This window comes from Pseudoduganella sp. S-14 (assembly GCF_049913285.1).
Lineage (GTDB): Bacteria > Pseudomonadota > Gammaproteobacteria > Burkholderiales > Burkholderiaceae_D > Rugamonas.
In genome coordinates this window covers 4,697,876-4,710,965 of the sequence record NZ_CP183991.1, presented here as the reverse complement: position 1 = coordinate 4,710,965, position 13,090 = coordinate 4,697,876, and the positions used below count along the sequence as shown (strand labels likewise).

Genomic DNA, 13,090 nt, shown 5'->3' with positions numbered 1-13,090 from the left:
CGAATTTGCCGCGCCGCGGCGCCACAGATAGGGTGATCTATGCATGTCCTGATCATATTGGGAATCGTCGTGTTGTTGGTTGTGTTGTTCTATAAGTCGACCAACCAATATGTGCAGCCAGCCGGTGCGCCAGCGCCGGCGCCGGCGCAAGCCATGGGCGGCAACGCGCCGCCGGTGCAGCTTGGCTGGGTCTCCAACGGCAAGCTGTTCGTGCAGGGCGGTTATGGCGCAGTGCAGGAGATTTCCAGCCCATATGCACAGCAGGCGATGGACCGCGCGGAACGCAGCCGCGAAAAGAACGCGTGGAAGAAAGACACTGCCTTCGGTGTCGCCGCGCAAGGCAATTACCGCGACTTCGATCATCACACCGATCCTTTCCTGATTTCGTCGGCACTGTTCACCGGAGACGGCAAACTGCTGTACTTCCAGGCAGACCATGGCATGGGCGGGCTGTTCTCGTACGACACCGCCAGCGGGCAGGAAGAACGCCTGCTGCATCGCCAGCAATTGCAGCTCGATGATTTGTGCCTGTCGCCGTCCGGCGAGACGATTGTCTGCACGCTGCGTGCGCGTGGTGGCGTCAGCCATATCGCGACCATGCGCAGCAATGGCGATGGACTGCGCGAACTCACCGGCGGAGATACGATCGATTCCGCGCCTACGCCTGTGCCGGGTGACGAGACCAAAGTCATCTACCAATCCGCGGCGATTGGACGCGACCAGCACGGCGGCTGGGCTGCAACGGGCCATGTGACGCTGCAGGAATTGAATACTGCGACCGGCCGCATTACGTCGGTGCTGGAAGATCCGCGCTACGACTTCCTGTCGCCACGCGTGGCGCCGGATGGGGCGCTGTTCTTCATTCGCCGTCCTTATGAACCGCCGCAGTACAACGCCGGCAATGTAGTGCTGGATACGCTGTTCTTCCCATTCCGGCTGCTGCGGGCCGTGTTCCATTATCTGAATTTCTTCTCGCTGATGTACTCGCGCAAACCGCTGACTGGTGCAAGCGGCATGCCGATGCAGGCGGACATGAAAGACATCGTCTTGCAGGGCAAGCGCATCGACGCCGAGCGTGCGCTGCGCCAGGAAGCCAGCATTGGTGGCATTCCTTCGCTGGTGCCGTCGTCGTGGCAGTTGGTGCGCCGCACGCGCAGCGGTGGCGAGGCGGTGGTGGCGAACAATGTAAGTTCGTTTGATATGACGCCGGGCGGCACCATTGTCTACAGCAACGGTCGTGGCCTGTTTGTGCTGGATGCGCAAGGGCGCTCGGCACTGGTCGCGCAGGGAGACCTGGTCGGCGCAGTACTGGTGCATGATAAGATGCCGGCATGAAACAACCTGAACCCATGTTCCGCTGCACAGGCTGCAACCGTGGCATTTTGAATCGCTGCGTGGCCCGCTGCCTGTATTGCGGCGCCGACTTGCCTGCCGAGGCCAGGCTTGCACCGGAAATGATCGCACAACGCGACGCGGAACATGCGCGCATGGAAGAGGCACGCAAGCGCCTTGCTCAGCATCCCGCACCGCGCCCTCAGGCCCAGGGCAGCGCAGCATCGGACGTCATCGATGGCGTGGCGACCGGGTTGGATGTCATCGACCTGATCGGCGATGGCGTCTCGCTGTTTGGCAAACTTCTAGACTAAACATGTTGCTTTGATAATGACGGCGTGGCACGATATTGATCCCGCCATGCCAATCATTAAAGGAGCTGCCATGTCCCTGCGCATCAACGATACCGCACCAAACTTCAAGGCCCAGACTACCAAGGGCCCGATCGATTTCCATGAATGGATTGGCGACCAGTGGGCCGTCCTGTTCTCGCATCCGAAGGATTTCACGCCGGTCTGCACCACGGAGCTGGGCTACATGGCCAAGATCGAACCGGAGTTCACCAAGCGGAATACCAAGATCATCGGCCTGTCGATCGACCCGGTCGAGAACCACAGCAAGTGGGCCAGCGATATTGAAGAGACCCAGGGTGCCAAGGTGAACTATCCGATGATTGGCGACACCGACTTGCAAGTGGCAAAGCTGTACAACATGCTGCCGGCCGAGGAGCCGGGCACTTCGGATGGCCGCACCGCTGCCACCAACGCGACCGTGCGGTCAGTATTCATCATTGGCCCGGACAAGAAGATCAAGTTGATGATGACTTATCCGATGACAAGCGGCCGTAATTTCGACGAGATCCTGCGGGTGCTCGATTCGATCCAGTTGACCGCCAAGCACAAGGTGGCGACGCCAGTGAACTGGAAGCATGGGGAAGACGTGATTATCGCTGGTTCGGTCAGCGATGATGATGCCAAGAACTTGTTCCCAGGCGGCTGGAAGGCGCCTAAGCCTTACCTGCGTATCGTCAAGCAGCCGTCTTAAACCGGTAAGGCGGGGCCTCATGGCCGCGGGGGGGGCGGGACCTTCGAGTTTCGACGAAGATCAACGGCGCGCAACCGAGACCCGAGGCCGCCGGGTAGACTGGGTCAGACCCTTGGGTCTGACCCGGGTTTACCGGTTTTAAAGCGCATCAGCCCCCGGAGCGCCAAACAGTTGCTCTTTGAGATGATGCAGCTGGTCCCGCACCTGCGCCGCCTTCTCGAACTCCAGGTTCTTCGCATGATCGAGCATGAGCTTCTCGAGCCGCTTGATCTCCTTGCTGATCTGCTTCTCGCTCATCGCTTCGTATTTCGCCGCCTCTTCGGCGACCACCATTTGCTCGCGGGCGGCACTGCTGTACACGCCATCGATCATGTCCTTGATGATCTTCTTCACGCCGCGCGGCACGATGCCCATCTTCTCGTTATAGGCGATCTGCTTGGCCCGGCGCCGCTCGGTTTCATCGATTGCGCGCTTCATCGAATCGGTCATATTGTCCGCGTAGAGCAGGGCAACGCCGTTCAGGTTACGCGCCGCACGGCCGATCGTCTGGATCAGTGAGCGCTCCGAACGCAGGAAGCCTTCCTTGTCAGCGTCCAGGATGGCCACCAGCGACACTTCCGGCAAGTCCAGGCCTTCACGCAGCAGGTTGATCCCCACCAGCACGTCAAAGGTACCGATACGCAGGTCGCGCAGGATTTCCACGCGCTCCACCGTATCCACGTCGCTGTGCAGGTAGCGCACCTTGATGCCATGGTCGCCCAGGTATTCGGTCAGCTGCTCCGCCATGCGCTTGGTCAGCGTGGTGACCAGTACGCGCTCGTTCTTCTCGATGCGGTCGTTGATCTCGCCCAGCAAGTCGTCGACCTGGGTGCGGGCAGGGCGCACGATCACCTGCGGGTCGACGAGGCCGGTCGGGCGCACCACCTGTTCAACCACGGCGCCGGCATTTTTCTTCTCGTACTCGGCCGGAGTGGCAGAGACGAAAACCGTCTGTCGCATCTTCGACTCGAACTCCTCGAACTTCAACGGTCGATTGTCCAGTGCCGATGGCAGGCGGAAGCCGTAATCCACCAGGTTGGTCTTGCGCGAACGGTCGCCGTTGTACATGGCTGACAACTGGCCGATCAGCACGTGCGACTCGTCCAGGAACATGAGCGCATCGCGCGGCAGGTAGTCGACCAGGGTTGGCGGCGGCTCGCCCGGCTTGGCGCCGGACAGGTGGCGCGAGTAGTTCTCAATGCCCTTGGTGAAGCCGACCTCCGCCATCATCTCCAGGTCGAAGCGGGTGCGCTGTTCCAGGCGCTGTTCTTCAATCAGCTTGTTCTCGCGGCGGAAGAATTCCAGGCGCTCGCGCAGTTCGTCCTTGATGGTCTCGATAGCGCGCAGCACGGTGGCGCGCGGCGTCACATAGTGCGAGCCCGGGTAGACAGTGAAGCGCGGAATCTTCTGTTTGACCTTGCCCGTCAGCGGATCGAACAGCTGGATCGATTCCAGCTCGTCGTCGAACATTTCCAGGCGTACCGCCAGGTCGGCGTGTTCGGCCGGGAAAATGTCGATGGTGTCGCCGCGCACGCGGAAGGTGCCGCGGCCGAAGTCCATTTCATTGCGCGTGTATTGCATCTGGATCAGGCGCGCGATGATGTCGCGCTGCGACACGCGGTCCTTGGCGCGCAGCGTCAGGATCATCTGGTGGTACTCGTTCGGATTACCGATACCGTAGATGGCCGACACTGTCGCCACGATCACCACGTCGCGCCGCTCCATCAGCGACTTGGTGCAGGACAGGCGCATCTGTTCGATGTGCTCGTTGATCGACGAATCCTTTTCGATGAACAGGTCGCGCTGCGGCACGTAGGCTTCCGGCTGGTAGTAATCGTAGTACGACACGAAGTACTCGACCGCGTTCTCCGGGAAGAACTCACGGAATTCGGAATACAGCTGCGCCGCCAGCGTCTTGTTCGGCGCGAACACGATGGCCGGCCGGCCCATGCGCGCGATCACATTGGCCATGGTGTAGGTCTTGCCGGAACCCGTCACCCCGAGCAGGGTCTGGAACGACAAGCCGTCTTCAATTCCTTCGCACAAGCCATCGATGGCGGTCGGCTGGTCACCGGCGGGAGGGAAGGGCTGGTGCAGCCGGTAAGGCGAATCCGGGAAAGTGATAACTTCCGAAGCCGGAGCACTGGTATTTTGGGAATCAGACATTACTGCAGACCTTTGATAGAATATGCGATTGTCAGCGGCCCTGACCGGATTTTGTTCGGGTGCCGGCTTGCTTTTGCATCGACCCGCCTTCAAACGTTACTAAACTTATCATGACGAACCCTTCCGTTTTCAGCGCCATCGAGATGGCCCCGCGCGACCCGATCCTCGGCATCACCGAAGCCTTTAATGCAGACACTAACCCAGCGAAGATTAACCTGGGCGTAGGTGTCTATTATGACGACAATGGCAAAGTGCCGCTGCTGAAGTGCGTGGAAAAGGCGGAAGCAATCCTGATCGAACAGCACGCCCCGCGCACCTACCTGCCGATCGAAGGCCTGGCTGCATATGACAAGGCCGTGCAAGAGCTGGTATTTGGTGCCGACAGTGCCGTAATTCAAGAGAAACGTGCAGTGACCGTGCAGGCATTGGGCGGTACCGGCGCGCTGAAACTCGGCGCCGACTTCCTGAAGCGCTTCTCGCCGGATTCCGAGGTTTACATCAGCAACCCAAGCTGGGAAAACCACCGCGCGCTGTTCGAAAGCGCCGGCTTCAAGGTCAACAACTACGCTTACTACGACGAGACCACCCATGGCGTGAACTTCGCCGCCATGCTGGCTGCCCTGAAGGCCATGCCGCGCGGCTCCATCGTCGTGCTGCACGCTTGCTGCCACAACCCGACCGGCGCCGACCTGACCCAGTCCCAGTGGGATGAGGTGATCGCCGCTGTAGTCGCCGGCGGCCTGGTGCCGTTCCTGGATATGGCATACCAGGGCTTCGGCGCCGGCATCGCGGAAGATGGCGCCGTAGTGCGCCGCTTCGCCGCCACCGGCGTGGCGCTGCTGGTGTCGAACTCTTTCTCCAAATCCTTCTCGCTGTATGGCGAGCGCGTGGGCGCCCTGAGCGTGGTGGCTGCTTCCGCCGAAGAAGCTTCGCGTCTGCTGTCGCAACTGAAGCGCGTGGTGCGTACCAACTACTCCAATCCACCGGTCCATGGCGGCAAGGTAGTGGCAACCGCCCTGGCAACCCCAGAACTGCGCCAGATGTGGGAAGACGAACTGGCCGGCATGCGCGTGCGCATCAAGGAAATGCGTGAAACCTTCGTGCAGAAGCTGAAGGTCAAGGCGCCTGGCCACGATTTCGACTTCGTGCGTGAGCAGGTCGGCATGTTCTCGTATTCCGGCCTGACCAAGGAGCAGGTGGGCAAGCTGCGCGAGCAGTCGATCTACGCTGTGGACACCGGCCGTATCTGCGTTGCAGCGTTGAATTCGAAGAATATTGATGTGGTAGTTGACGCCATCGCGAAGGTACTTTAATATGCTGCTCTCTGATCGCAACGCGGTCGGAGAGTGATCCCTGATAGCTCAGTCGGTAGAGCGACGGACTGTTAATCCGCAGGTCCCTGGTTCGAGTCCAGGTCGGGGAGCCAGAATACAGAAAAGCCCAGCCTTCACCGGTTGGGCTTTTTGCATTCTGGTTCCTTTTCTGCATCCGAATGGCGACGTTCTATTCCATAAGCCGGGTTTGCGATCGAAAAGTAACGGCTCAGGCAACTGATATTGCAGATCATCGCACGAAACGGGTGGGCGTAATCGGATCGCCTGTAGACTCCGTTTCATTGGCAAAAGCCCAACATGATGGAGAGAATATGCGCTTTCGTTTCCTCGCCGCCGCTGCGGCCCTGATCCTGACCACTGCAATCTCCGCCAGTGCTGCGGAGAAGCTCGATGCCGTCTTAGCCAAGGCCATGGCTGGCACCAAGGTCCCCGCCGCTGGCGTGCTAGTGATGCGTAACGGGCAGGTCGAAGACCAGGCAGTCGCTGGCGTGCGCCGCAATGATGGTGAGGACGCCGTCACGCAGGATGATGTGTGGGTGATCGGTTCAACCGGCAAAGTGATGACGGTGGCCATGATCGCGCGTTTGGTCGAAGGGGGTACCCTGTCTTGGGATGCGTCCCTCGAAAAAATGTTACCCGATCTCGCCAAGGCCATGCGGCCGGAATATCGTCAGGTCACGCTGATCGATCTGTTGTCGCACAGAGCCGGTCTGCCGCGTGATTTGCGCAATACCAAGGCTCTCAACACCTACTTTGGAGATACCCGCGCGTTGACGCAGCAGCGCCTGGCTTACATCACTTCGGCACTCAAGGAAAAACCAGCGCGGAAACCGCGTTCGGCCTTTAGTTACAGCAACACCGGATTCCTGATCGCGGCAGCCATTGCCGAACACGCCACCGGAAAAACCTACGATGAATTGATGCAGGCTGAGGTCTTCGGGCCCCTTGGCATGACCACCGCAGGTAGCGGTGCGACCCATGATGGCCAGATCCGCGGCCACGCCAAAGGGAAGCCGAAACTGGAGGTCAAACTGGAAGCCGATGGCGTGCCGGCCATGTATGCGCCGGCTGGATTCCTGCACATGAGCCTCGCTGACTGGGCGCGTTTCAATCTCGACCAATTGGCTGGTGCTAAAGGAAAGGGCAAGCTGTTGCTGCCTGCCAGCTATAAGCTGATGCAAACGGCTCAGCCGGGTAGTGGGGCAGGTCTCGACTGGGGAGTGCAAGCGTCAATCGCCGGGCGCAAGGGGCCGGTATTGGTGCATCAGGGGTCGGATGGCAACTGGCTTGCGGTAGTCGTTCTATTCCCCGAGCAGGACAGCGGCGTGCTCGCCGTGGCCAATGCATTCGAAGACATGGGCGCCGATGTGGTCATTAATGGGATGCTGGGCACCTTGTTCCCGACACTGGCTCCGGCCAAATAAACCTCGATGGCGGTGCACCATGACGTTCTGGCGCAAGCTGCTCTTGAGTGGAATCAAGGTTGATACCGCCGAACTGTTAATCCGCAGGTCCCTGGTTCGAGTCCAGGTCGGGGAGCCAGAATTCAGCAGTATGCTAAAAACCCAACCCTTTGGTTCGACTCCAGGGAGCGAGAAAGCCGAAAAGCCCAGCCTTAACCGGTTGGGCTTTTTGCATTTCTGGGCCGAATTGCATGCTCGGCAACTGACCGAAGCCGGTGTGCAAGCACGAGGCTTTTTGTTTTAGGCGCGCCAGTTCACAATAAATACCGGACTTGCCAGGGCCGGTACTGATCCGTCCTATTCGGGCTGGAGCCTTTTCAGGATGGCCACAGCGTTCGTATTGCCGGGATCCAGTTGCAGCGCACGCCGATAGGCCGTAATGGCCTTGGCATTCTCGCCCAGCGCCAGGTACAGCTCTCCCATGGAGTCATGCAGGTTGCCGTCGCGCGGGAAAAGCTCGCTTGCGCGCTGGAGGATAGCGATGCCGGTCGCCGCTTGTCCGGCTTCGGCGTATTGGTAGGCCAGGCGGTTCAACGCATCGCCGTCCTCCGGCGTGTCGCTTTGCGCCAGCAAGATCTTGAAGCGTGCCAATGCCGCGTCGGAGCCGGCGTGGCGAATTTCTGCAGCCAGCACATCATTCAAAGAGGGCTTGGGTTGCGCAACGGCCTGGCCATACAGGACGTCGGTGAAATCGCGGCGCATGCGATAAATCTCCGGCCCCTTGTTGCCATTGCCTTCGTTGAGGAAGATGACAACTAGCTTGCCGTCTTCCGGATAGCGCGTGACCAACGTGCGGAAACCGTTGGCGTTGCCGCCGTGCTCGTGCACCAGGCGCGGCTTGCCGGCAATGGTGCGCGTTCCAACCAGCCAGCCGTAGCCATAACCGAGGTCGCCCCACACATCATCCTTGACATAGGCGGTGAACATCTGCCGTTTTGATTCGGGCTTGAGCAGCGTGTTACCGGCCAGGGCGCGATCGAGCCTGAAGAAGTCGCCGGTGGTGCTGGCGACGCCGCCGCCGGCGCCGACGTTCGGAATCCAGAGCGGATCAGCGGGACGGTATTCGCCGAGGGCACGCACATAGCCGGATGCCTTGCGCGGGATGATGCGGTCCGGCGCGTCATATGCTGTGCGTTGCATGCCAGCAGGGTGCAGGATCATGCTATCCAGGGCTTCGCTGTACGTCTTTCCGGTCTGCTTTTCGATGACCCAGCCGAGCAGCGTGTAGTTGGAACTGCTGTAGTGGCCCTGGCTGCCGGGTTCGAATTCCAGCGGGCGGTTGATGATCGCGAGGAAATCGGCCTTCGGCACTTTTTCGCCAAGGCGGTTAGCCCAGAAGCCCGGGTAATTTGCGTAGTCGACGATGCCGGAAGTGTGGTTCATCAAATGGTGCAGCGTGACGCGCCTGCCAATCCCCGAATCAAGTTCGGGCACGTATTTACCAATCGGGTCGCCCAGCCGCAACTTGCCTTGCTCCGCTAGTTGCATGACCAGGGTCGCGGTGAATTGCTTGGTCAACGAGGCGACGCGAAAAACAGTGTCAGTGGTGTGGGGAATTTTCCATTCGCGGTTGGCCAGTCCAAAGGCGCGGTGATAAACCACTTTTCCATGGTCGGCGACCAGTACCGCGCCATCCAGTTGGCCAAGGGAGTGGTAACGCTTGGCAAGGCGGTCGATGTCGGCGGCGCGGTCGGCTTTTGCGGGCAGGGCGAATAGCAGAAGCAGGGCGATCAGGATTTTTCTCATTTTTCAACGATGGCATACTGTCAAGTTTATTTGCCTTTGGATATTGGTCGGACCAAAATAAATGCGGTAAGTCCGATTGTTGTATTTTGGTCAGGCCAATTGACGCGCCGTTGGAATGAATGCATCCTGGGCGCTCCTCAAACCAGAAAGCACAGGAGACAAGCGCATGAAAGTTAATCAACTCAAGGTAGTCTTCCTGGCGGCCGCTATCGCGGCAGCCACCTCTGCAGTTGCCGGACCGGTCGGCTATGGCGCCGCCACCACTGGCGGTGGAAGCAAGACCCCGGTCAATGTGGCCACGCTGGCCGATGCGCAGGCTAAGATCAACGCCTACACCGATAACTCCGGCCTGGTTCTGCGGTATACCGGCAAATTCGATTACAACACCATCACCGACGTTTGCGCGCAGTGGCAGAAGCCGGCGCAGACGCTGGAGATCAAGAACAAGAGCAATATCACCATCATCGGCGCCAGCGATTCGAGCGCGAACTTCGGTATCCACATTGCCGGCAATGCGCACAACGTGATTGTGCAGAACATGATGATTGGCCTGCTGCAGGGCGGCGAGGCGGCCGATTCGATTTCGATCGAGGGCATGTCCTCCGGCCAGCCAAGCAATATCTGGATCGACCACAACACCATCTTTGCTTCGCTGACGTCCTGCCCAGGCGCAGGCGATGCGTCGTTCGATGGCGGCATCGACATGAAGAAGGGCGCGCACCACGTCACGGTGTCGTACAACCACGTGTACAACTACCAGAAGGTGGCCCTGAACGGCTACAGCGACAGCGATACGGCCAACGCCAACGCCCGCACCACCTACCACAACAACCGCTTCGAGCACGTCAAGTCGCGCCTGCCATTGCAGCGTTTTGGCATGAGCCACATTTTCAACAACTACTTCAATGACGTGCAAACGTCCGGCATCAACGTGCGCATGGACGGCATTTCGCTGATCGAAGCCAATTACTTCGAGAACGTGAAGAACCCGGTTACGTCGCGCGACAGCAGCCGTATCGGTTACTGGGAGCTGCGCAACAACTATGTTGGCAGCGGCATTACCTGGGACACCCCGAGCGGCGCGGTCAATGCTACCAACTGGGGCAGCACCCAGTCCTATGGCCCGACCGGCTATTCCTATACCCCGATTGCCGGGGTAGACGTGAAGGCCAAGGCGATTGCCACTGCCGGCGCGCGCACCAACCTGGCCCAATAGGCATAGTTCGCGTTAAATAGGTCATAGCTTTGCCGCCGCCAGGCACCAGGATAATTTGCCCATCCTAAAAGGAAGGGAGGGAGGATGGGCGTGAATTCCAGGCGGCGGCACTGATGGTCTCGCTCGGCATGGCGGCGGTATTTCCAGTGCTCGCGGGTGCCGCAGTGAGTGCCACTGCGCGCGGCAAGCGCGAAGACTTGGAGCTTTTCGACGGCAATTTTGGCGGCGCGGCGGGGATCATCGAAATAGTCCTGAAATCCTGGGGCGAGGAAATCCACGTATTGGCGGCGCTGCCCAAGGCGTGGCCGGAGGGGGGCTCGTACGGCATCCATGCCCGCGGCGCCTGGCGCTGCGCAGCAAGGCGGGCGAAAGCGTCAGCGTGCGCTACCGTGGCGAACGGCGTTCCTTGAAGCTTGGATGGCAAGGGGCGGGCGGCCTGGATATTGCAAGGATGAGACTGAAAGTTAGCAAACTGGACATAAGCTTTTTTGCTTTTGGGGTGGAATCAGTTATTCTTCAAGTTATCTATCAGATTTAATCCGGAGCATTTGAAGAATGATTACAAAAGAAGAACGGGTGGTGTACGGAACCGAGGACTTGCTGACCACCCTGTGCTCGTCGGTCACCCGCGTGCTGAACGTGGCGTCGCAAAGCCGGATTACCTACTCGGCCATGGTGCAGCGTATTACCAAGGTCGGCCTGAAACCTGATATTGGCTGCTTCGTGCTGTTCGATGGCGGCTTTACCGGCCTGGTTGTGCTGAATTTCTCGGCCGAAGCGGCGATGGAGATTTACGAGCGCTACATGCTCAGCATGGGCATGCCGAAATCCGAACTGGCCAGCTCTTTCACTTCCGATGAAGTGGCGAACATCATGGGCGAGCTGATGAACCAGATCGTTGGCGATTTCACCGGCAAGGTGCGCAGCGAGCTGCACACCAACATTACCCAGAACCAGCCGAAGATGCTGGTGCTGAACAAGCAGGTGACGCTGAGCGTGGATACCCCACTCGACCGTCCGGAAATGCGTCGCGTGTCCTTCTTCACCGAGCGTAACAATATCTTCTACCTCGAACTGGCGATCGACCGCACCGAGTTTATTAAATTGCATGATTTCGAGAAGACCGAGGCCGAAGATCCGGATACCCTGCTGGAGCGCGAGCAAGCTGCCCAGGCTGCTGCAGCACCAGCCGAGGCCATCTCGTCGGATGATGCAGACGAGCTTTTGAAATCCCTCGGCATGTAATCTAAAATAGGCTTTGCAAAAGCAGGAACGGCAGTTATAATATTGCCTCTTTTCCCTGATAGCTCAGTCGGTAGAGCGACGGACTGTTAATCCGCAGGTCCCTGGTTCGAGTCCAGGTCGGGGAGCCAGAATTCAGTAGCATGCCAAGAACCCAACCCTAACCCGGTTGGGTTTTTGCGTTTTAAGGCCTGTCTATTTGCGCACCCACTGGCCAGACTAGCCAGACTGGCCAAGCCGCCGCACTTCCCATCGTCGCCGAGGCCAACCGGCCACGCCAACGCGCCTGTTCGCCAGCCTGCTGTATTTGCGGCACACCTTTGCCTTGTTGCTGCGCCGAACTACAACCGGAAGGCGCGGAGGCTTGCGGGATAAACTGGCTACGTCGCGCAAAAACAGAAGGACAAGAATAAGCTGTATAGCCTGCACGGGCCCGAGACTGAATGCATCGCCAAAGGCAATTCACGCCAGCACCAGTCATGCGTTTCATTGTGGATTGTGTAACCGTGTCCGATAATCAAATACCATTTCCGCTTATCGTTCTGCAAGTAAAGGGTTGCAATGATCAATATCCGTCTCACCATGACGCTGGCAGGAATTGCCATATGCGCGCCTTCCTTCAGCTATGCGGGAACCATCCAACTTGCCGCTGCTGCCGCCTTTGCAAAACCACATCAACGGGTCGATATCGGGGGCAGGAAGATTAATCTGTTCTGCACCGGGACAGGCACCACTACAGTCCTATTTGATGCTCCTGCAGGCGAAGCCGGATGGGCGTGGTTCAAAGTGCAGCCTGACGTTGCTAAATATACGCGCGCATGTATTTTTGATCGTGCAGGCTTTGGTTTCAGTGATCCAGCGCCGCGTCCGAACACGTCAGAAAACGCTGCCGAGGATTTGCATAAGGCGTTGTCTAAGGCCGGCATCAGGTCACCGTATCTGCTGGTTGGGAACTCCCTTGGCGGTGGCAACGTGCAGGTTTTCGCCTACACCTATCCTCTCGAAGTGAAGGGGTTGGTCCTGGTGGAGCCGCAAACTGAAGATGAAACCATCCGGAGCAATGCTGTGACGGCAGGCCTCATCGACAAGATCTACGCGATGGTAAAGGCTCACGACCAGCAATGCCTGGAAGCTGCACACAACGGTTTCAAGGCCGGTAGCGAGGAGGTTGGCGAACCTGAACAATACTTTGGCTCCGCGCTGGGCAAGGAAGTCAGGTCCACGATGTCGACCAGAACTTACTGGCGTACGCGGGTTGACGAGGCTAATGCATCTGAGGCGAGCGATAATCAGTTGCGCGCATTGCGGAAGCCATTCGGGGATTTGCCGGTACTGGTGCTGACGCGTGGCGTAAACCCTTATGCTGATCCGTCAAAGCCACAAAGCGCTGTCAACAAGGCGTTGGAAGTCGAAAACGAGAAAATCCATAAAGAGTTGGCTGCACTGTCGTCGAGAGGGCAGCAGCGTATAGTGGTCCCCGAAATTGAGACAGTGGTTTAAGCTGTCGT

Annotated in this window: 12 protein-coding genes and 2 tRNA genes; 12 read left to right on the top strand and 2 right to left on the bottom strand. The window is 58.9% G+C overall.

Annotation, left to right across the window (positions count from 1 at the left end; all coding sequences use genetic code 11):
* Positions 1 to 39: 39 nt before the first annotated feature.
* The 3 genes from ACN9MZ_RS21605 (at position 40) to ACN9MZ_RS21595 (ending at position 2,376) form a co-directional block, all read left to right on the top strand.
* Positions 40 to 1,335, top strand: a complete 1,296-nt coding sequence (locus tag ACN9MZ_RS21605) for a TolB family protein (protein ID WP_426338959.1) — start codon at positions 40 to 42, stop codon at positions 1,333 to 1,335.
* Complete coding sequence (locus ACN9MZ_RS21600; RefSeq protein ID WP_426338958.1) at positions 1,332 to 1,646, top strand: hypothetical protein; 315 nt, start codon at positions 1,332 to 1,334, stop codon at positions 1,644 to 1,646. The genes ACN9MZ_RS21605 and ACN9MZ_RS21600 overlap by 4 nt, the downstream gene beginning before the upstream one ends.
* Before the next feature lie 70 nt (positions 1,647 to 1,716).
* Positions 1,717 to 2,376 (top strand): peroxiredoxin, encoded by a 660-nt coding sequence (locus tag ACN9MZ_RS21595; RefSeq protein WP_426338957.1) that lies wholly within the window; start codon positions 1,717 to 1,719, stop codon positions 2,374 to 2,376.
* Between the two features lie 138 nt (positions 2,377 to 2,514).
* Here the strand turns inward: ACN9MZ_RS21595 and uvrB are convergent, their stop codons facing one another.
* Positions 2,515 to 4,581 (bottom strand): excinuclease ABC subunit UvrB, encoded by a 2,067-nt coding sequence (gene uvrB / locus ACN9MZ_RS21590; RefSeq protein WP_426338956.1) that lies wholly within the window; start codon positions 4,579 to 4,581, stop codon positions 2,515 to 2,517.
* A 110-nt stretch (positions 4,582 to 4,691) separates the two neighbouring features.
* Here uvrB and ACN9MZ_RS21585 point away from each other — a divergent pair, with 110 nt between their 5' ends.
* The 4 genes from ACN9MZ_RS21585 to ACN9MZ_RS21570 all read left to right on the top strand — a co-directional run bounded on the left by ACN9MZ_RS21585 (position 4,692) and on the right by ACN9MZ_RS21570 (position 7,622).
* Positions 4,692 to 5,894, top strand: a complete 1,203-nt coding sequence (locus ACN9MZ_RS21585) for an amino acid aminotransferase (protein ID WP_426338955.1) — start codon at positions 4,692 to 4,694, stop codon at positions 5,892 to 5,894.
* Positions 5,895 to 5,931: 37 nt separating this feature from the next.
* A tRNA-Asn gene (locus ACN9MZ_RS21580) sits at positions 5,932 to 6,007 on the top strand.
* Between the two features lie 219 nt (positions 6,008 to 6,226).
* Positions 6,227 to 7,339, top strand: a complete 1,113-nt coding sequence (locus ACN9MZ_RS21575; protein ID WP_426338954.1) for a serine hydrolase domain-containing protein — start codon at positions 6,227 to 6,229, stop codon at positions 7,337 to 7,339.
* A gap of 19 nt (positions 7,340 to 7,358) precedes the next feature.
* Entirely contained in the window at positions 7,359 to 7,622 is a 264-nt protein-coding gene (locus ACN9MZ_RS21570) for a hypothetical protein (protein WP_426338953.1), read from the top strand.
* Positions 7,623 to 7,675: 53 nt separating this feature from the next.
* Here ACN9MZ_RS21570 and ACN9MZ_RS21565 read toward each other — a convergent pair whose 3' ends face one another.
* Positions 7,676 to 9,124 carry a serine hydrolase gene (locus ACN9MZ_RS21565; protein WP_426338952.1) on the bottom strand — a complete coding sequence of 483 codons (1,449 nt, stop codon included), beginning with the start codon at positions 9,122 to 9,124 and terminating at the stop codon, positions 7,676 to 7,678.
* Positions 9,125 to 9,290: 166 nt separating this feature from the next.
* Between ACN9MZ_RS21565 and ACN9MZ_RS21560 the strand changes: the two genes are divergently transcribed.
* The 5 genes from ACN9MZ_RS21560 to ACN9MZ_RS21540 all read left to right on the top strand — a co-directional run bounded on the left by ACN9MZ_RS21560 (position 9,291) and on the right by ACN9MZ_RS21540 (position 13,082).
* Positions 9,291 to 10,340 (top strand): pectate lyase family protein, encoded by a 1,050-nt coding sequence (locus ACN9MZ_RS21560; protein ID WP_426338951.1) that lies wholly within the window; start codon positions 9,291 to 9,293, stop codon positions 10,338 to 10,340.
* A gap of 113 nt (positions 10,341 to 10,453) precedes the next feature.
* Entirely contained in the window at positions 10,454 to 10,750 is a 297-nt protein-coding gene (locus ACN9MZ_RS21555) for a glycoside hydrolase family 95-like protein (protein ID WP_426338950.1), read from the top strand.
* Between the two features lie 145 nt (positions 10,751 to 10,895).
* Positions 10,896 to 11,585, top strand: coding sequence for a DUF3334 family protein (locus ACN9MZ_RS21550; protein ID WP_426163044.1), 690 nt, complete (start codon positions 10,896 to 10,898; stop codon positions 11,583 to 11,585).
* Between the two features lie 52 nt (positions 11,586 to 11,637).
* Positions 11,638 to 11,713 (top strand) — tRNA-Asn (locus ACN9MZ_RS21545).
* 430 nt (positions 11,714 to 12,143) lie between these two features.
* Positions 12,144 to 13,082: an alpha/beta fold hydrolase gene (locus ACN9MZ_RS21540; RefSeq protein ID WP_426338949.1), complete on the top strand. Its 939-nt coding sequence runs from the start codon at positions 12,144 to 12,146 to the stop codon at positions 13,080 to 13,082.
* Positions 13,083 to 13,090: the final 8 nt, after the last annotated feature.

What these genes read in the sequence shown, in the direction of transcription:
- ACN9MZ_RS21605 (WP_426338959.1), top strand. Translation starts at nt 40, where the DNA reads ATGCATGTCCTGATCATATTGGGAATCGTCGTGTTGTTGGTTGTGTTG.
- ACN9MZ_RS21600 (WP_426338958.1), top strand. Translation starts at nt 1,332, where the DNA reads ATGAAACAACCTGAACCCATGTTCCGCTGCACAGGCTGCAACCGTGGC.
- ACN9MZ_RS21595 (WP_426338957.1), top strand. Translation starts at nt 1,717, where the DNA reads ATGTCCCTGCGCATCAACGATACCGCACCAAACTTCAAGGCCCAGACT.
- uvrB (WP_426338956.1), bottom strand. Translation starts at nt 4,581, where the DNA reads ATGTCTGATTCCCAAAATACCAGTGCTCCGGCTTCGGAAGTTATCACT.
- ACN9MZ_RS21585 (WP_426338955.1), top strand. Translation starts at nt 4,692, where the DNA reads ATGACGAACCCTTCCGTTTTCAGCGCCATCGAGATGGCCCCGCGCGAC.
- ACN9MZ_RS21575 (WP_426338954.1), top strand. Translation starts at nt 6,227, where the DNA reads ATGCGCTTTCGTTTCCTCGCCGCCGCTGCGGCCCTGATCCTGACCACT.
- ACN9MZ_RS21570 (WP_426338953.1), top strand. Translation starts at nt 7,359, where the DNA reads ATGACGTTCTGGCGCAAGCTGCTCTTGAGTGGAATCAAGGTTGATACC.
- ACN9MZ_RS21565 (WP_426338952.1), bottom strand. Translation starts at nt 9,124, where the DNA reads ATGAGAAAAATCCTGATCGCCCTGCTTCTGCTATTCGCCCTGCCCGCA.
- ACN9MZ_RS21560 (WP_426338951.1), top strand. Translation starts at nt 9,291, where the DNA reads ATGAAAGTTAATCAACTCAAGGTAGTCTTCCTGGCGGCCGCTATCGCG.
- ACN9MZ_RS21555 (WP_426338950.1), top strand. Translation starts at nt 10,454, where the DNA reads ATGGTCTCGCTCGGCATGGCGGCGGTATTTCCAGTGCTCGCGGGTGCC.
- ACN9MZ_RS21550 (WP_426163044.1), top strand. Translation starts at nt 10,896, where the DNA reads ATGATTACAAAAGAAGAACGGGTGGTGTACGGAACCGAGGACTTGCTG.
- ACN9MZ_RS21540 (WP_426338949.1), top strand. Translation starts at nt 12,144, where the DNA reads ATGATCAATATCCGTCTCACCATGACGCTGGCAGGAATTGCCATATGC.